Here is a 19,675-nt window from a genome sequence, read left to right on the forward strand (position 1 = left end):
ATAAAAGCCACCATATTGGTTTGACCGTTTATAACCTTCATTAAGATAGGATGGCATTAATCTACTATTGTTTTTCTATTTTTCTTGTACGCAGATGATAAGGCTGCAAGTCACAAATTACAGCCAAACTTTCTCTGCGATTTCTTTCACAAATCGAAGTTTTGCCCACTGTTCTTCTTCACTTAATAGATTGCCTTCTTCTGTCGATGAAAAGCCGCATTGTGGACTTAAGCAAAGCTGTTCAAGCGGGACATAAGATGCCGCTTCATTAATACGCGCAATAATTTTATCCTTGTCTTCTAATTCACCGGACTTCGATGTGATTAAGCCTAATACGATTTTTAAATCTTTCCGATTAACAAATTTTAGTGGTTCGAAGCTTCCTGATCGCTCATCATCAAATTCAAGGAATAGCCCATCAACATCCAATCCGCCAAAAATCACTTCCGAAGCATAATCATAACCGCCGCTTGAAAAGTAATTCGATTTATAATTTCCACGGCAAATATGCATCGTCACAACTAAGTCTTCCGGTTTATGGGCAATGGATTCATTAATCATCCTTTGCATTACCTTTAATTCCTCGGCAGGGTCCAAATCTTTAGCTCGCAGTTTTTGGTGACCTTCTTCAGAGAATAAGTCCGCCCATGCTGTATCATCTAATTGCAAATAACGACAGCCGGCATCATAAAATGCTTGAATTGCTTTTTGGTAAGCTATGATTGTATCCTGCAGAAGCGACTCTCTGTCACTATAAATCTCTTTATTCAAATCTGCTCGATAGACAAGCATATTCGGACTTGGAATTGTTTGCTTGACATTCATGTCGCCAGAGTGCTGTTTCATAAATTGGAAATGCTGAATAAATGGGTGAGTTGAAAAATCTATCTTGCCAATTACACGAATACCCTCCTTCCGCGTCTCCATTTTGTGAAAGCTTAGGCCTGTCTCTTTTTCGTAATATTCAATGCCATCAAGTCCGCCTAAAAAATCAAAATGCCACCAGCTTCTGCGGAATTCTCCATCTGTAACTGCAAGTACACCATTTTCCTTTTGCTTTTCTATCAAACTGATAATTTCGCTGTTTTCTATGCTTGTTAATTCGTCATAAGTAATTGCTCCTGAATTATATTGTTCACGAGCCTTTATTAAGTTTGCAGGGCGTAATAAGCTGCCTACATGGTCAAAGCGATATGGGGAAGTACTAGTTTTTACTGTCATTGCAATAATCTCCTCGGTTTTTATATTGTAAGGAGATTGTAGCACGATAAATTTGATAGCAGATAACACATATATTTTATCTCTAGGTATAGTTTTAAACTATACCTGAGCTTGTTCTTCAGCAATTGATTCTTTTAAATAATCTATATAGATATTCGCTAAAGGTGAAGGAGTTACGTTTTTGTGCGTGATATACCCCACTGTAATCCGTTCATCTACACGTAAAGGAACCGCTACGATATCTTTGCCATTTAACTTTTGACTGATCACCCCTGTAGAAATTGTGTAGCCATTTAGACCGATCAGCAAGTTAAAGAGTGTTGCCCGATCACTAACACGAATATTTTTTGGTCGGGAGATCGTACTTAAGATTTCTTCAGAAAAGTAAAAAGAATTATAATCCCCTTGCTCAAATGAAAGATAAGGATAAGGAATTAAGTCCGTTAATGTTACATAATCCTGTTTTGCGAGTGGATTTCCTGAACTTATAAATACATGCGGCTTTGCTTCGAATAACTCATGAAAGATAAGGTTGCCCTCTCTAAGAAATTTTTGAATGACGTTTCTATTAAAATCATTTACATATAGGATGCCAATTTCACTTCGCAGATTTTTTACATCTTCTATAATTTCGTAGGTCTTCGTTTCTCTCAGCGTGAATTCGTACTCATCTCGCTTGTATTCTTTTAGTAGACGCACAAATGCACTTACCGCAAATGCATAATGCTGGGCTGATACAGAGAAATGCTGCTGGACTGATTGAGTATTTGAATATCGATTTTCAAGAAGCGCAACTTGTTCAACTACTTGCCTAGCATAACCCAGAAACTCCTCCCCCTCTGGTGTCAGGATAATTCCTTTATTGGTTCTCGAAAAAATCATAATGCCAATTTCATTTTCCAATTCTTTTAGTGCATTGGATAAGCTTGGCTGACTGATAAATAAATTTTGCGCGGCTTTACTGATGGAACGACTCCTCGCAACTTCGATTACATACTTTAATTGTTGTAGTGTCATGATTCTACCCCTCTTTTTTTGTTAATGTATTCGTACCAGCTATCAAAATCTGCATTTTTTAAAAGAGGCTCGGAATAAAATGTATCCCGAACCTCTTTACGTTTGACCAATATGATATATTCTTAAACCCTCACTTACAATTCAATTAAAATAAAACATTGGTCATCGTGATTGTACTTTTCAAATTTATTTTCCGTATTTTCCAGCGCTCCTTGAATTATCCCCTTTGTTTCTGATATATCACTTGGTAACGAGTCATGCAATAAGTAGTTAAGCGTGTTAGGCTCAAAGGCTTCCGAAACACCGTCCGTATATAAAAGGAGTCTCGTTCCTTGCGTATAGTTTATGGTTCTTGATTTAAAAGTGATGTCTTCGAATGTCCCTAAAGGAGGGCTGGTAGCCAACAATTCTTGCTGTTCACCATCTATATTCTGGATAATGGCAGGAGGATGCCCGGCATTAATGTATTCAACAGTCCTAGTAGTTGTATCAATATTAAAATAGATAGCCGTACAGTAATGCCAAGCATCTTGGTTATTTTGGAATAATTCATGGAGGTATTGGTCTAGCTCCTGCATGACATTTTCAGCTCTTACCCCTTGCGAAATCAACTTTTGAAACAAGGATTGTAGCGACATAGTAATTAATGCAGATGATATGCCGTGTCCCATTACATCCAATAGGATGATTCCGTATTTTTCGGGAGTCACTTGATAAAATCCATAAATATCACCAGACAATGCTTTTGAAGCATGATAATAAGATACGATTTGTATTTTGTCGTTTATGATATCTTTCGTAAGAGCCGTTTCCTGGATTTTTTTGGCAAGCTCCAGTTCCCGTTCGGTATCCAGCTTATATTTGGCATTTTGATTATTGGCTATCAGCAGCTCCTGTTGTTTCTCCTCGACTGATTTAAGTGCGCTCTCTAATTCCATAAGGGTCTTTTCCTTATCGCGGTAAGCATTTTCAGCCATCTTTTTTGCATGAAGAATCTCGTCCTCAAAGGCATTGCGATTATGCATCGGGACAATCACGCAGACAATCTCATTATTTTTTTGCAGCGATGCATTCAATAATACAGGAATTTCTTCCCCGCTTTCAGTATGTAATGAAATATACATTTCCTCAACACGATGCTTTGTTTTTATAAGTGGGAAAAAATAAAGCTGCATAAAAATTTGTGCGGAATTAGCTAGTGCTGCATTTATATGTTTCCCGATAAGCTGCTTCGGTGATGGACATTGTAAAATTTTTAGCAATGTCCTATTAATGGATTGAATCATCCCATCCCTCGATAGTGTCAAAAATCCACATGGTGCTTCTTCTATTAATTCGTCCATTTAAACTTCACCTACACCCTCCCCAACCAGTGATGCAGATTGATTAGTTAAGTATTTTTTTATAGATTGAATAGTTTCATCAGGGTCACTCATATGCGGGCAGTGACCGATAGCATTCATATGTGTTAGTGTACTGTTTGGCATTTTCTTTTTTAGATACTCGCCAACTTCCTTGGGTGCAATGATATCATCGGAGCACTGAAGAATAAGGGACGGTACAGGCGCTTTTGCGAGATGCGGGCGACTATCGGTAAAGAAACATGCCCTTGCAAAGGTATTTACAATCAAAGGATCAGTAGAGCAAAAACGATCTTCCAAATTTTTCGCCACATCTGATTGTCTATTATTATTTAGAAGATTAATAGAGAAAGCATTAGCCCATCCTATATAGTTTTTCTCCATCATGGCTAATAAGCTTTCCAGATCTTCTCTTTCGAAACCACCTTTATACTCAGGAGGATCATTCAAATAACAGGGTGAAGGTGCAATCATAATCAGCTGTGAAAAATATTCCGGTCTCTGAATAGATGCCAATAAACCAATCATACTACTTACGGAATGCCCGATAAATATTGCGTCCTCTAATTTCAAGGCTGTGCAAACATCTATGACGTCCTGTACGTAACCAGATAATTCACTATATTTAGCAGGATCGAAAGCTGAAACATTCGAACTTCCTAAACCAACATAATCAAATAAAATAACTTGGTATTCATCTGCAAAAGCGGGTGCAACATCTTTCCAAACCGTTTGATCACATCCAAAACCAGCCGCGAAAATGATTGATTTCTTCCCCTTGCCACTAATATTTACGTGATTTCGCTTAATAGTATCCTGGCTCAAAATTCACCTCTCCTTTCCAATATATTGATTCATACCATTATCATATCACTTTTTAGGCCCTTTACTATAATCTAAGCTACTTAATTACCTGACTACCTTTCTAGTTAAAAAGAGCGATTGCTCAATTTGAACAATCGCTCCCATTTCTAGAATATAAAATTAGATTTTATTTTCCTCCTTTGAGACATAAGCTTTTAATGTACCTGGCAGAGCCATCAAAGCCGGAACAAAGAGCGGCAGCAGGATAAAGCAAAGAACAATCAATCCTGTAATAACTGCTATAGCTAGTTCCGTTAACAGTATTATTCCAGCTGGCATCAATGTGGCAAAAGTACCGCCAAGTATAATTACTGCAGAAATGATAACGCCGCCGGTATGCTTGGAAGCCAATACAATTGCTTCTTTTGGAGAAAGCTCCGGGTATTCCTTGAAGCGCATCATCAAGAAAATACTATAATCTACTCCCAGGGCAACAATGATGATAAAGGAGAAGAATGGGACAAAGGAAGAAATTCCATCGTACCCCAATAGATTCAGGAAAATAAAATTAATGATGAACATCGCTGTATAATATGCCCCAACAAGGGAAGCCGTAATAAATACCGGCGTCCAGAATGAACGAATCACCAGGAATAAAACAAGCAGCACGCCAATAATTACAATTACCGTTGTTCTACTTAAATCTCTCGATAATACATCGTTCATATCATTCGTTGTCGCACTTGTTCCTACCGTACCACTTTCTGCACCCGAAAGAACTGAACCTTTCAATCCGGCTGCAAGTGTATCGTTGATTGTATTGATTGTTGCCAAGGCAGCGTCGGAATAAGGATCATCCTTCAAAACAACCGTCATCTTTGTAATTTTACGGTCTTCGGACATAAATGCGTCCAACGATTTCTTAAATTCCTCATTTGTTAATGCTTCCTGTGGAATGAAAAAGGTTTTGTTCGTATTGAGCTGAGTCAAATAGCCATTTGTCTGCTCCAGTCCATCCGAAATTCCTTCTAGCCCATTATTGACATCTGTTAATTTTTCTCCAAATTCACCGAATCCATTAAGTCCTGCAACTAGCTGCTGCTGACCGGCCTTTATTTCACCAAGCCCGGTATTTACTGTATTCATATTCGCTACAATTGTGTCAATTCCTGAAGATGCTTGTCCAAGTCCATCTTTTAACTTATCCAAGCCGGCCACCATTTGAGATAGACCATTGTTCATGTTTGCCAAATTTTCGTTCGCTGCAGCAAAACCTGCAGTGACTGTATTATAATTTTCATTTAATGCGGCTATACCCTCTGGCGTAATTTGAATTAAAGATGATGAAAGCCCATCAATCGTTTGTTTTAACGCCAGGAAATTTTCATCACTACCAGACTCTGCATAACTGCTCCCTAATGCCTCTATCATGGATTGCATTTGTGCAAGTGCACTTTTAACTCCCAATAGAGCGTTTGCTGCCTCTTGATAATGAGTACCCATTTCAGAGTACCCGTCCTGCATTTTTCCATAACTTTCGGCTAGTGTCCCTACCCCATCACTCATAGTAGAGAGATTTGTTTCAATTGCTGCCAACCCGTTATAGATGGTTTGTGGATTATTCGTTCCATCCTCGATTCCAGCTTGGATTTGTTGCAGTCCGTTTGTTAAGGCTGTCATCCCGTCCTGAAGTTTTGCAGTTCCATCGACCATTTGGGTCACCTCGGAAAAGTCTGCAGATTGCAGTCCTTCTTGAGCTTCCGCCAATCCATCATAGATTTGGTCAACCCCATCTTGCGTTTGGGAAAGTCCATCAGTAACACTTCCCATTTGACTATCGACATAAAAGTCTGGAATTTCCTTGCCTTGAGGCTGAGTGACCGATGAAACCATCTTCACTCCTTCCAGCTCATTCAACTGTTCTGTAATGTTATCAATAACAGCAAGAGATTCATTGTTATCAAGTGCTTCATCGTTTTCAATAACTACGGTAGCAGGCATCGCTTGACCTTTCCCAAAGTGCTCGGCTACGAGATTAATCGCTTTCGATGAAGGATAATTATCTCCAAGTTCACCGACCGTATCGAAATTAAGTTTTTCTTCATGAAGGATGATCATCGGTGCAATGATTGCAAGAATGATGATTGTAACAAGAATCGGGTGCTTTGTACCAAAGGAAGAAGTTTTCTCCCAGAACTTGTTATCCTTATGGCCTCCAACATTTTTAGATGGCCAGAAAATTTTCTTTCCTAGTACTTTCATGACGAAAGGTGTTAATGTCAAGATTTCCAGCAGCAGTATAGTTACTCCAATCACAACAACTACACCTGATTTATAGATTGGCGATTCTGAGAAAACTAGGGCCAGGAAAGCAATGAATACTGTGAGAATACTATAGGCAATCGTTTTACCCGCTGTTTTATACGTATTAATGATAGAGTCATCCACTGAGTGGCCATGCGCCAATTCTTCCTTGAATCGATTAAATATTAGGATGTTATAATCTGTACCGATTCCGAAAAGAATCAGGACCAACAGCATCTGTGTAAGACTCGTTATTGGGAAACCAGCTTTATCTATTAATTGAGCGGCAATTCCCATTGAAACAAGGTAAGAAAAAGCCACCGTTATAAGTGATATGAATGGTGTAACAACTGATCTAAAGGCGATGATAAGTACTATTAAAATAAATACAACTGTCAATGCAGCACTTTTCTCAACACCTGCCTGGGATGCTTTTAAATAGTCATTATTAATAAAATCTTCCCCACTAAGGTAGTAGTCGACAGGAACATCTTCCAGTTTTCTTTCAAATTGTTCTTTAATGTCGTCGATTTCTCGCCCTTTTTTATCAAGTTTATAGCTCACCATCAGGGTTGTGCCATCTTCAGAGAATAAAGAGCTTTTTGCATCCGGCATACTGAACGGGTCAATCATCTGAGTAACGCCTAGTTCCGTGCTGTTATTACGGATAGATTCAACAGCCTCCCCAATCTGCTGCACGTCCTCATCCGATATTTTATGTTCATCGTAAAAAACAATTAGATTATCCGTACCTTTAGTGGTATCCATCTTCTCCAAGATATCTCCTGCAATGACAGATGGACTTGCACTGCTTGTCCCTTCTTGTCCCTGTTGGCGCAATATCGCATTGATATCAGGCTGAATAACTGTCAGCACGATTGTTGCAATAAGCCAAATTGCAAAAACGGCCCAGCGTCCTTTTATAATAGTTTTCAATTTGTATCCTCCATTTTTGTCCGTATGTTATTTTCCGCTTTTGTCCTTTTCGGAGAAGTACAAAATGTCGATGAAATCATAGTTGTCCATTCCTTCAGCAATCATTTTTTCTTTAACCGCCGAAACTAATAATTTCATCCCTTTCTCCACTATTTCTTGTTCGCCGGGACTTAAAAGATCTATTGCCCCAACCAATGACTGGTTTGCCAGTTCAGTTATACTCTCGTCAATCTTTTCAACCAATCTGGCAGTTAATGAAATATCCACTAGACGTTTATCTTTTTGGTTTGGCTTTTTCTCCAGCAATTCTTTGGCAATCAGCCTTTCAACAATATCCGAAACCGTACTTTGGGTCATCTTCAAATTTTGAGAGAGTTGCTTGATGCTAACGGTTTTATGGGCATATACATCGGCGATTACTCTTATTTGTGGAATCGTGACTCCATGTTCTTCCGCTGTTTTTTGTAGACTCTTCATCGTATAGCGATGGATAAAATCAATTGATTCCCCAATAAATTTTGCTCTATTCAATTTCTATTCCTCCCGAAAATAAATCGCATCCGATACATCGTGTACGATTTATTTTATTTTTATAAGTTTCCTTTGTCAATAGAGCATAAGAATTTTTGGCTTGTTTTTAACTTGTGGATAGAGCTGCACAATCCTGTTCAATTGAAAAAAGGCAATACCCCTATAGGGATATTGCCTTTTTGAATAAAATTAGTTTCTTCCTTGGACCGTTTATTCTTGAATCTTTGCTTTAAGTAATTATTTCGAATATCCTAGTTATCTTGTTGCGTAAATAATTGGGCCATAATCGGGTTGGATTGACGATTGATTTTCTTAACAAAAAGCGGATTTAGAAGAACAAGAACCAGGACATTTGCCAATAGGCCCCAGAAACCTTCGTAAATACCGAAAGTCATCCCGGTTCCGGATACAGTAAACGTAACAACTAACCCAACGATCAATCCAATTATCGTTGCCTGTTTCGTTTGTTTTCTCCAGAACAAGCTAAAGACAATGGCCGGGAAGATTTGAACCATTCCGGATACCCCCAGAAGTTGAAGAGAAACAAGGGCTGTCGGGAACAACATTCCGAATATCAAGGCCAACCCGATAACGACAAATACCATCGATCTTGTAATAAGTGTCAATTTTGCAGGTGCAACCTTCGGATTAATAAAATCACGGTAAATATTATTGGCAAAAAGATTGGATGCACCGATTGCCATGATGGAACATGGAATAAGCGAAGCAAGTGCAATCGTGGCATAGGCGAGTCCTTGAACCACCCCGCCGTAAGACACTTGAATTAAATTTAATAAGGCAAAACGAGGATCGCTGCCCTCCGGCAATACATGAAATGCAGCAAACCCTAGAAATACAACAAGAATCAACACAATATTATATAGTGGCAGATAGATAGCATTTTTTCGAAGTGTATCAGCGTTTTTCGCCGTTAGTACACCTGTAGCACCATGAGCCCACATAAATAACGCCAATCCGGATACGAGTGAAGCAGTTAGGAACCAAGGGATCCCTTTTGGTCCAGTCGTCGGGATTGTTAGAAGTTCGGGAGATTCCACCACAATTTTATTAATCATGGATCCCCAACCGCCAAAATGGATCATCGGAATAGATACTACAAGGAACAACATAATAACCCAGATTAAAATATCTTTAATAATAGCCGTGTAGGTTGGTCCTTTGATTCCACTAAAGAATGTATAAAGTGCAACCAATAGAAACGAAATGATTACAACTACTTGAATATTAATATAACCTGTACCAGCTACTCTTAATGTATCTTGTATACCTGCCAGCTGTAAATCAATATACGGAATAAGCATTAATACACCAACAATGGCTATAAGAAGGGACAAAAATTTACTATCAAATCTTCCTTTCGCATAATCGGCAAGGGTAGTAAACTTAAATTCCTTCGAAACCTTCCACAACTTCGGTAAATAGAAGTAAGAAATAAAGAAAGCTATAATAGTATAAGGAATAGCAAAGAAAGCAAGACTTCCACCTGTATAGGCTGTACTCGTTAGCCCAAGGAATGTATAGGCTGTATATAAGTCAGCACCTACCAAAAGCCACACGAGCAAAGGTCCAAATTTCCTTCCGCCTACGGACCATTCTTCTACCGAACTCCTGCTTGACTTATCTCTTCCTGCTATAAATCCAATTAATACAACTGTAAGTACGATAAAACTTGTGACCAACAAAGCTGTTAGATTCCCCTGCATCATTCAATGCTCCCTTCCGATTTTTGTAATCGATAAATGATATATGTACATATTGGTACAATAATCATGCCCAGGAATAGCCAAAAGTGGAAAAATGGCAACCCCAGAATAATAGGGTGAATTCGATTAACAAAAGGTATGGCTCCCAGCATCATAACAAAAGGTAAAGCTGCTAAAATCGCTATGATCAATCTTCTCATTATATATTTTCCTCCCTTTAATTGATGAAATAGTATAATATATTAAAATAGTTTGAATTTAATAATAATATCATAAAGCTGACGTAAAACAAGGAGATTTTCAATAAAAAGGAAACATAGGATATCAAACATGATTCTTACGCCATTATGTTAGCCTTAATTTCTCTTAAGTTTCTTATAAATTACTGTTTTCGTTGATATAAAATAAGAAAAGGCAAACTCCCAAAATGGAAGGTTGCCTTCTAATAAAATGTTCTAATTTATATAAGTTGAGGTATTGTTTCTTATATTTAAAAAATATTCTATTCTGTTATTAGACTGTACGCAGAAATTTTCTTTATTCTTAAGGAAACCAACATCGAAACAATGTACGCCAAAAGAATGATTCCTACACAAAACATTACAATAATTGGGTAATGGATAATGAAATCCAAACGTTTAACCCCAGCACTTGAAAGCAGCACGGACAGCATAGGATTAGTGAAGAGTAATCCTAACATGCCGCCAATACCAACACCTATAACAACTACAGGCAGAAAACTGATGGAGATTTGAGTCATCAACTGAATTGTTGAGTACCCTATTGCTTTCAATACGCCAAACTCTTTTCTCCGCTTTGTAATCATCGTTTTAATGACTAAATATAAAATCATTACGACAACCAGCACATTAATCGTCAAAACCATCACCATGATTGCAAATACTGCAGCTGTATACATGCTTGTCTGACTTTCAATATTTTCATCGATATCTAATGTTTCAATTATTGAATTCCCGTACTGTTCCTGGACATTCTGAATAAAATCCTTGTTCGATACTCCGTCCAAATATACATAAAGTGTCGTACCTTTATAGTTTGATTGTATCTGTTGAATACCTTCCATTGTTAATGAACCAATCTGGCCGGAATTACCAATTGACTGACTAAGGCCCGTTACTAGAAAACTAGCTGTTTCATTTCCATATTCCACCTCAACCGTGTCGCCAATCCCCTTATTGATATGATTTGATATTATCCAGGAGATCGATATTTCATTTTCGTGCTTTGGCTGGCGACCTTCATACACGACATTATTCTCCAGCTGGTCGTAGTGATCCGTCACATTTGTGTAGATATTTTGATCATCCACTCTCGTCTCGATTGTGTCGAATATATTCACTTTCCTAACATACTCCATTTGTTCAATACTGTTCATCAACTCTCTAGTGTCTGCATCCGGCTTAACCGCTATATAGACATTTGCCGGTTCAGATCCGAATAAATCAACAAATGCGGATTTGTCTGATGCAATGTTGTAATATAGCACAACCGAGAAAACTGTGGCAAAAGTCAACGCCATCACAATTAAACTAATCATTATATTTTGTTTAGAATTCGCAAGCATTGACTTAATAGCAAGCAGAAAATGAAGACCACCTTTCGCTCTTGCCAAAGGAATATGATTTTTTCTGAAACTGTGGGTTTGAATACCACCACGAAGTGCGGCAACAGGCAGAATTTTTCGCACACGAAAGGCAGATGCCAACGTTACGATGACAACACTAATCGTCACAAATAGAATACTGATCAAGTTAACACCCATATCGAGGTCTTGTGTCCATATCAATCCGGATATGGTTGAAATAACACGCCCAATATACGGCATGAGTGCATAGGACAGTGCTATACCGATTACACTCGCACAAAGGGCAATAAGAGTATACTGAAGAATAATTGATGAAAGAATTTGCCCACTTGTATAACCAATCGATTTTAATACCCCGATATTGGCCATGCCATCTTCAATATTATTGGAAACACGGAATTTAATAACTATGAGTGAAACAAGTACGATAATTGCTGAAAAGGCTACTAATATCGTCGCTATGATATTGATAGTCAATGTGTTTACACTTTCAACCATTTCAATATTTATACCAAAAATGTAAGGTGTATCTTCCTCTCCTTGAGATTTCCTTACATCTTGGATGAAATCATTTTCCAATTCCGCAGAGTTTGCACTGTCTTTCATCACCGCAGAAAGACTTATCCATTTGGAATGGTCTTCTAGTTCAGCTGCTAGTGATTGATAAGAATTTTCCGGCAGCATAAATTTCATGACACCAATATTATTTGTACCCATCATGGTTGTTTCGAAGAATCCTGCAACACGATATTCATAATCCTTGTCTTGTAATGTGATCGTGAAGTCATCACCTAATTCGTAACCTCCAACCGTTTTAAAGCTGTAGGGAACAAAAATATCATTGGGGCTCGATGCATCTAATTTTTCTACTAACTTAAGCGTTCCAATAGTCCGATTAGCATCGGCATTATACATAACCGCACTGTTCGTTAGCTCACCATTGCCGAATTTATAATTAGCTAGGTTCATATGGATAATCTCTTCTGTTTCCGTCTCTTTTACTCCAGGATAGTTCGCCAAATATTCTTCATGAGTCGAATTATAATTTGCTTGATTCATCACTATGGTCACATGGGGATCTTTTAATTGTTCCGCTTTTTGGTCAAAAAACATATTTAGTTGAGTAATGACCATGAGACCAATATTAAGAAGCAGCGCAGCAACTAAAATGAATGTATATAAAGAAACGGTAGCAGATTTACTTTTTCTTATATTGGCCATGGCCAGGTTCATGATTCTCACCCTACCACCCCATTTCTGCCAGGAAAGTCTTGAGCTCTTCATGCCGTTCTGCATTCTTTTGCTCACTGTAACCACCTAACTGCAAATCTCCACAAATAACACCATCTCGTAAATATAAAATTCGATTCCCGCGTATTGCTGTTTTGATGTCATGTGTGACCATGACGATACTCTGCCCTTTTCGATTTACATCTGTTAACACATCTAACACACTATCACTGGATGCAGAGTTCAGTGCTCCGGTTGGTTCATCTGCAAAAAGAATTCTTGGACTATTAATCAACGCACGAACAATTCCAACTCGTTGAGCCTCACCACCGGAAAGCTGAGTCGGAAATTTGGACCATGCCTTTTCATCGATTCCTACTTGCATTAACATTTCTTTGGCTTTGTGTATTGTTTGGCGCCTATTTTTATTTCCTAAAAGTCCGCTTGCCAGTACATTGTCGAGCACGCTCATATTGTCTAGTAGATGAATTTGTTGAAAGACAAAGCCACAGTTGTTTCTTCTGAATATCGCTAGTTGATCGTTATTTAATCGGGACAGGTTTTTGCCGGCAAAATCGATTTCACCCAATGTTGGTTTATCCATACCGCTCATTGCATAAAGCAGAGTGGATTTCCCTGATCCCGAACTGCCCATTATGATCGTGAAATCCCCTTCTTGCAAACTAATATCCAGATTTTTCAACACATGCTGTTGAATTCCCCCACTCGAAAAGGTTTTACATAACTTTTCCGTTTTTATAATTGTCATTGTCATGTTCTTTCAGCACTCTCCCTTATTTCAACTCATAGAAAAAAGACCGTAATGAAGATTACAGTCTTATCATACAAAATGAATTCTTATTAAATCTTTATGCAATTCTTAACTGTTTCTTAAATCTTAGGCAAGTTTGATTTTCATGACGACAGTAAAGCCATCCTCTCTGTTGCAACAGCGAATTTGGCCATCCATATTTTCGATGAAGTATTTTGATATATAGAGGCCAAGGCCTGAACCATTCTTCCCCAGGACATTTTTTCCGCGATAGTATTTATTGAACAGTAGAGGCAATTCCCCTTCACTAACTCCTGTTCCGAAGTCCATAATGTAGAGTTCAAGGTATCCCTGATTGATTTGAGACTTAATACTCACATTTGTTCCTGCGTATTTATATGAATTACTGATAATGTTGTCTATTACCTGCTGCATACGGATAGGATCTATTAAAATAATACATTGTGGAATATGATCATAGGCGATTTTGTTGCCATAATTGACATTCTCTATCATCTCCATAAGTACTTCGCTCGATTCTTCGGCAACCGTTAACCTTAACTGCTGCAGTTCTTCTAAAGTTGCATGAAACATATCCGTTACAAGTAAGTCAATTTGTTCTGCTTTGGAATAGATCGTATTCACGTGCTTGATGACCTTATCGTCTTTTGCCTGCAGAAGCATTAATTCACTTACTGCTTTGATCGAAGCAACAGGTGTCTTAATATCATGACTCAAGGTGGCAACAAGCTCCTTCTTGCTGCGGTTGGACTCGTACTCCCGTTGACGGGCAGCACCAAGTTCTTCACGCAATAGATCGAAACTTTCAGTGAATGCGCCAAAGTAATTATTCTTGTTCATATTTAGAGGTATTTCTAGATTGCCCCTGACCACATTTACTGCAAAATTTTGAAGCTGCTTAAAGGGTTTCAATAATGTTCTATCAATATAAATAATAAAAAATAAAGTAACTATCAATAACAAACCCAAAATCAAGCTGATAGATGCAACGAGTTCATTTTTCATTTGCTGCATTATTTCTTGTTCGTTGTTGCGGATAATTATTTTGCCTACAATTTCATTATCTTGCCTAAGATCGATGAATGTATCTCTATTTTTAATGGCTTCGTTATTATTATTAAAATGATTTCCTGGTGTTCGGTAGATGACGGTCCCCGAGTAATCGATAATGGTAAAGGGTTGTGCTAGGTCGCTATTGCGAAAAGTTTCTTCACCAACATGGCCCCAATTTTTTTCAACCGTTTTCACCACATCATTTATGGCCACAAGATCCATTTCGGGAGTTTTTTTACTCATAATAATGATTAGTGAGGAAGTTATCCCTGCACTAAAAACAACCAAAATCATGACAATAAGCAAATTTATTCTCATTGTTGGGTATCCTCAAAAACATATCCTGTTCCCCATACTGTTTTTATAAATTGCGGGTCCTTTGGATTTCGTTCAATTTTCTCCCGCAAATGCCGAATATGTACATTCAGGGTCCCATCTCCAACAAAGGAATCCCCCCATACATTCTGAAATAATTCATCTTTTGTGATGATCCGATTTTTGTTTTTTGCCAAGTAATGCAGAAGTTTATATTCCATCAATTTTAAATGAACATCCATACCACTCACGCGAACACGACGAAGTTTTGGAACAATTTGTATCTGTCCAAACTCCAGGATATCTTGCTGCTTCCCAGAAGCATTGCCATATCTTTTAAGCACTGCTTTTACTTTTGCCAATAAGATACTTAATGTATAGGGCTTCTGTATATAATCGTCCCCACCAATGTTAAGTGCAATAAGAACATCGTCATCGCTGGAACGGGCACTTATAAAGAGGATGGGAATCTCCATGGTTTTGCGCAATTTCTTGCACAAGTCAAAGCCGGATTCATTTCCTAGATTAATGTCCAGAAGAAGCAGTGATGGTTCATGTTTCTCTAAAAAGCGTTCACATTCTTCTACACTTGTTACAAATTCCGTCCTGACTTCAAACATATTAAAATACTCACAAGTTGTTTCGGCTAAAGCAACTTCATCATCTACAATTAAACAATCTAATTTCATCGTAATCTCCTAGAAAAAGACTTTCCTACTAGTTTAACAGGATACCTACAGTATACATTATAGCGGTTCGCCTTGTGTAAATTTATGGGTTTACAGAGTTATTATGGAACCCGATGAATTTCGTTATTATGAGGAGTGGTATACATAATTTCACACAAAAAAACGTACTTCTGCTGAAGAAGTACGTTCTTAATTATTATTCAGCTGACTTTTGCCATGGTTACTGTTCGTCATCGACATTGTTTGCTTCAAAGTTATCGAGCAATGCACGCACTTCATCTGTTGATTTTGTGTTCATCAACTGGTTTCTTAATTCGCCTGCGCCGCGGAACCCTTTGACATAGATTTTGAAGAAACGATGCAGCCCTGTTACAGAACGCGGCAATTCTTCAATATATTGATCATGAAGATCAAGCTGGTATCTTAGAAGGTCCAGGTACTCCTTGCTGCTATGTTCTTTCGGCTCTTTCTCAAAAGCAAAAGGATTTTTAAATATCCCGCGTCCAATCATGACCCCATCAATACCATACTTTTCTGCAAGCTCCAGCCCTACTTGACGATCCGGAATATCGCCGTTAATTGTTAATAGAGTATTAGGTGCGATACGATCACGCAATTTCTTGATCTCCGGAATGAGCTCCCAATGGGCATCAACAGCGCTCATTTCTTTTCTTGTACGTAAATGGATGGAGAGGTTCGCAATATCCTGTTTTAATATATGCGTTAGCCACTCCTCCCACTCGTTTATATCCTCAAAGCCAAGTCTTGTTTTCACGCTGACAGGCAATCCGCCAGCTTTTGCTGCTTGAATGAGTTCTGCCGCAACTTCCGGGCGAAGGATCAGGCCACTGCCTTTCCCTCTCGATGCCACATTCGGCACTGGGCAGCCCATATTGATATCGAGTCCTTTAAATCCCAGTTCCGCCATGCCAATACTCATTTGACGGAAATATTCGGGATTATCCCCCCAAATATGCGCCACCATTGGTTGTTCATCTTCTGTAAAAAGCAAACGGCCGCGTACACTCTTCATGCCTTCTGGGTGACAATAGCTATCCGAGTTTGTAAACTCCGTGAAAAACACATCCGGTCGACCCGCTTTACTTACTACATGCCGGAAAACAGTATCCGTCACATCTTCCATTGGTGCCAATACAAAAAATGGACGTGGTAAATCACGCCAAAAATTATTTGTCATTTTAATCTCAAATCCTTTCATTGCGCTCCGGGATACATGTAAAACTCTCATCCCAAAATAAAAAGCCATATATACGACATGTCTATTCTATTATTATTTTATAATAAATACCCAAACCAATACGCTTCCAATAGTGTGCAAACTAGTTGCAGCAATATAAGAGATATTTCAGGTTTAAGTAATTCGATCATTATTATAGTATAACCTAGCTTATTAAGTTTATCTTCACACAGTTTCCTCTTCAACTAGAATTTTATTTGAGAAGTAGCTATTTTTGGCATATTCATTCTTTTTCTGGAAATTCAGTAGTAAAAGCAGACAGTTTAGATGTGTATTTTGCACTCCTAAATTGTCTGCTTTTTTATTTTTCATCATATATTAAGTTAGAAATTTCAAAAACAGGCGTAATTGAGTTAAGTCAGCTAGCTATAGTTGCTCCCAACACTCTGGATGTGGGATTATTTTTGGAACATTAATCAGCACATTTTATGTACTTCTTATTTCATAAGGTGATCTTGTTTGTTCAGGAACTTTATTATACTACAATCTTCTCTTATATCGATTAGATGCATACCCGTATCTCCTGTAGCAAAGATCGTTTTATTATTGTTTGGCAGATTGAGTACTGCCTTCAGGAAATTGGAGATAAGTCCTCCATGTGATACGATTGCTACTCTATTATGCTGTTTATAATCTAGAATAATCTTGTTAAATATTTTCTCAGCCCTAAAGCGAAAATCCAGCTCAGATTCACCATCTTGAATCGGCACATGTATTGGTCTTCCTCCATCAGGCAATGGGTATTTAATGGCTGCCTCTTTCCTGGCCATTCCTGCAAGTACACCATTATTGAACTCCCTGAGATCATCTATTTCAATAAGCTTACAATCTATCGCTTCTTGCAGTAAATTTGCAGTCTTTTCTGCTCTCTTTAAAGGACTTGTCAAAATAATATCGGGTCTGACATTCGCTTCAACGTATTGAGCCATTAATCTTGCTTGTTGTTCACCTAATTCAGTTAAGGGGAAATCTGCCCTTCCTTCGTGAACTTCTAATAGATCCGCTTCAGACTGACCATGTCTTATGATTAATAATTCCATTTCCTAGCCTCCTTAGTTTTCATTCTTCCTATAACCAACAATCCCCTATTATACCAATCCTCTACTTAATCTTTATCTGATTCAAAAATAGGTTTTCCATATTAGCAAAAGCAAAAAAGGTGAAATTGATCCTACTCAATTTCACCTTTCTCCCTATTGAAGCTGGTAATGTCCTAGCCTCTAATTATTACTTGATGCGCCCAAAAAAATTAGTATTTATACGATTGACCGCCATCGATTGGCACAACAACACCATTAATGAAGTCTGCTTGGTTTGAAAGCAGGAAGGCAACTAGGTAGCCAACCTCTTCTGGTTTACCGAAGCGACGCATTGGGTTTGGTTTTACGAACTCTTTACCCACCTCTTCCCAATTATCACCATCGATTTGACGCAATGAGCCCTCTACCATAGGAGTCATTATGGCACCAGGTGCGATTGCCTTAATCGAAACACCAAATTGTCCATATTCAATTGCAGAGTTACGCGTTAAACCGACAACACCATGTTTGGATGCTGCGTAGCCTGACTGATTTCCAACACCACGAATACCGCCAACGGAGGCTGTATTTACAATTGACCCTGATCCTTGTTCTTTCATTACTTTTAATACGTATTTCATGCCGTAGAATACACCATTTAAGTTAATGGAAACAACTTTTTGGAACTCATCAATACCAAAGTCCTCTGTTAGATTTTGTTTTCCTTCGATGCCAGCATTGTTGAAGAATCCATCAATTTTGCCAAACTTGTCAACAGTAGCATCAACAAAACCTTTTACAGCATCCTCATCTGCTACGTTTGCTGCTATTAATAAAACTTCAGCCTGTGGCGCGATTGCTGCCACTTTTTCCTCTGTTTCTTTCAAACCTGCTTCATTCAAGTCTACTAATACTAATTTAGCACCCTCTTCTGCTAATTGAAGTGTTGCTGCTTGGCCAAGACCAGATCCTGCACCTGTTACAATGACTACTTTTTCTTCAAACCGTTTCATATTATGTTACCTCCAGTGTTAAATATTATATAATGCTCCATCGACTGTGTAAGATGAAGAGCTTACATAAGAAGCTTCGTCCGATAGTAAAAATGCAATGACATTTGCTACTTCCTGCGGTTCGCCATATCGCTTCATTGGAACAGCATCTTGATATGCCGATTGTGCTGCTTCTGCTGCACCCGGTGCAACTTTTGCCTCGATCTGGCGCATCATTTGTGTATTGATAACACCAGGGTTTACTGAATTCACACGCACATTATATGGAGCGGCTTCTATCGCCGCTACTTTATTCATCCCCATTAGTGCATGTTTCGATGAATTATAAAGCATCATATTTGGCGAACCAATTAAACCAGCTACGGAAGCGCTGTTAACAATCGAACCTGCTTTTTGCTGTTTCATAATTGGCAGTACATATTTTAAGCCGTAGAAAGCACCTTTTACGTTAATGTTATATACGAAATCAAAATCTTGTTCTGTAATTTCTTCTAGGATTTTTGCTGGGCCTTCAACCCCTGCATTATTTGCAAAGCCATCAATGCGACCGAATTTTGCCACGGTTTCCTCAACATAATTTTTCACTTCTGCTTCTTTTGAAACATCTGCTTTTAATGTTAGGACGCGATCTTCACCTAGGTTAAGCTCCACTGCAACCGCTTTCACAGCAGCTTCATTTAAATCCACCAGCGTTAACTTTGCCCCTTCATCTGCAAGTTTACGAGCAATTTCTTTACCGATGCCTCCTGCAGCACCTGTGATAATTACAACTTTATTTTCGAATCTCATTTTTGTACCTCC

Annotated in this window: 16 protein-coding genes; all 16 read right to left on the minus strand. The window is 38.4% G+C overall.

Features of this window, described 5'->3' with window-relative positions; translation table 11 throughout:
- Window positions 1–117: 117 nt before the first annotated feature.
- The 16 genes from QYB95_RS14985 to QYB95_RS15060 all read right to left on the minus strand — a co-directional run bounded on the left by QYB95_RS14985 (window position 118) and on the right by QYB95_RS15060 (window position 19,663).
- On the minus strand, window positions 118–1,221 hold the full coding sequence (locus tag QYB95_RS14985; protein ID WP_301139170.1) for a 5-methyltetrahydropteroyltriglutamate--homocysteine S-methyltransferase: 1,104 nt from the start codon (window positions 1,219–1,221) through the stop codon (window positions 118–120).
- Window positions 1,222–1,320: 99 nt separating this feature from the next.
- Window positions 1,321–2,238 carry a LysR family transcriptional regulator gene (locus tag QYB95_RS14990; RefSeq protein ID WP_301139171.1) on the minus strand — a complete coding sequence of 306 codons (918 nt, stop codon included), beginning with the start codon at window positions 2,236–2,238 and terminating at the stop codon, window positions 1,321–1,323.
- A gap of 134 nt (window positions 2,239–2,372) precedes the next feature.
- Complete coding sequence (locus QYB95_RS14995) at window positions 2,373–3,581, minus strand: SpoIIE family protein phosphatase (RefSeq protein WP_301139172.1); 1,209 nt, start codon at window positions 3,579–3,581, stop codon at window positions 2,373–2,375.
- Complete coding sequence (locus QYB95_RS15000) at window positions 3,582–4,424, minus strand: alpha/beta fold hydrolase (protein WP_301139173.1); 843 nt, start codon at window positions 4,422–4,424, stop codon at window positions 3,582–3,584.
- 159 nt (window positions 4,425–4,583) lie between these two features.
- A complete protein-coding gene (locus QYB95_RS15005) occupies window positions 4,584–7,643 on the minus strand; it encodes an MMPL family transporter (RefSeq protein WP_301139174.1) in 3,060 nt (1,019 codons plus the stop codon).
- Between the two features lie 27 nt (window positions 7,644–7,670).
- Complete coding sequence (locus tag QYB95_RS15010) at window positions 7,671–8,174, minus strand: MarR family winged helix-turn-helix transcriptional regulator (protein ID WP_301139175.1); 504 nt, start codon at window positions 8,172–8,174, stop codon at window positions 7,671–7,673.
- A gap of 251 nt (window positions 8,175–8,425) precedes the next feature.
- The gene (locus QYB95_RS15015; RefSeq protein ID WP_301139234.1) at window positions 8,426–9,898 is read right to left on the minus strand and encodes a sodium:solute symporter family protein; all 1,473 of its coding nucleotides are present in this window, start codon (window positions 9,896–9,898) and stop codon (window positions 8,426–8,428) included.
- Window positions 9,898–10,098: a DUF3311 domain-containing protein gene (locus tag QYB95_RS15020; RefSeq protein ID WP_425609211.1), complete on the minus strand. Its 201-nt coding sequence runs from the start codon at window positions 10,096–10,098 to the stop codon at window positions 9,898–9,900. Before QYB95_RS15020 ends, QYB95_RS15015 begins: the two co-directional genes overlap by 1 nt.
- A gap of 302 nt (window positions 10,099–10,400) precedes the next feature.
- Window positions 10,401–12,737 (minus strand): ABC transporter permease, encoded by a 2,337-nt coding sequence (locus QYB95_RS15025; protein ID WP_301139236.1) that lies wholly within the window; start codon window positions 12,735–12,737, stop codon window positions 10,401–10,403.
- A 10-nt stretch (window positions 12,738–12,747) separates the two neighbouring features.
- Window positions 12,748–13,509 carry an ABC transporter ATP-binding protein gene (locus tag QYB95_RS15030; RefSeq protein WP_301139176.1) on the minus strand — a complete coding sequence of 254 codons (762 nt, stop codon included), beginning with the start codon at window positions 13,507–13,509 and terminating at the stop codon, window positions 12,748–12,750.
- A gap of 123 nt (window positions 13,510–13,632) precedes the next feature.
- Window positions 13,633–14,898, minus strand: coding sequence for a HAMP domain-containing sensor histidine kinase (locus tag QYB95_RS15035; RefSeq protein WP_301139177.1), 1,266 nt, complete (start codon window positions 14,896–14,898; stop codon window positions 13,633–13,635).
- Complete coding sequence (locus QYB95_RS15040) at window positions 14,895–15,584, minus strand: response regulator transcription factor (RefSeq protein ID WP_301139178.1); 690 nt, start codon at window positions 15,582–15,584, stop codon at window positions 14,895–14,897. The genes QYB95_RS15035 and QYB95_RS15040 overlap by 4 nt, the downstream gene beginning before the upstream one ends.
- A gap of 220 nt (window positions 15,585–15,804) precedes the next feature.
- Entirely contained in the window at window positions 15,805–16,782 is a 978-nt protein-coding gene (locus QYB95_RS15045) for a tRNA dihydrouridine synthase (protein ID WP_301139179.1), read from the minus strand.
- 497 nt (window positions 16,783–17,279) lie between these two features.
- Entirely contained in the window at window positions 17,280–17,882 is a 603-nt protein-coding gene (locus QYB95_RS15050; protein ID WP_301139180.1) for a histidine phosphatase family protein, read from the minus strand.
- 209 nt (window positions 17,883–18,091) lie between these two features.
- The gene (locus QYB95_RS15055; protein ID WP_301139181.1) at window positions 18,092–18,874 is read right to left on the minus strand and encodes a glucose 1-dehydrogenase; all 783 of its coding nucleotides are present in this window, start codon (window positions 18,872–18,874) and stop codon (window positions 18,092–18,094) included.
- A gap of 18 nt (window positions 18,875–18,892) precedes the next feature.
- Complete coding sequence (locus tag QYB95_RS15060; protein ID WP_301139182.1) at window positions 18,893–19,663, minus strand: SDR family NAD(P)-dependent oxidoreductase; 771 nt, start codon at window positions 19,661–19,663, stop codon at window positions 18,893–18,895.
- Between the last annotated feature and the right edge of the window lie 12 nt (window positions 19,664–19,675).

It is taken from the genome of Ureibacillus aquaedulcis (assembly GCF_030418165.1).
GTDB classification, from domain to species: Bacteria; Bacillota; Bacilli; order Bacillales_A; family Planococcaceae; genus Ureibacillus; species Ureibacillus aquaedulcis.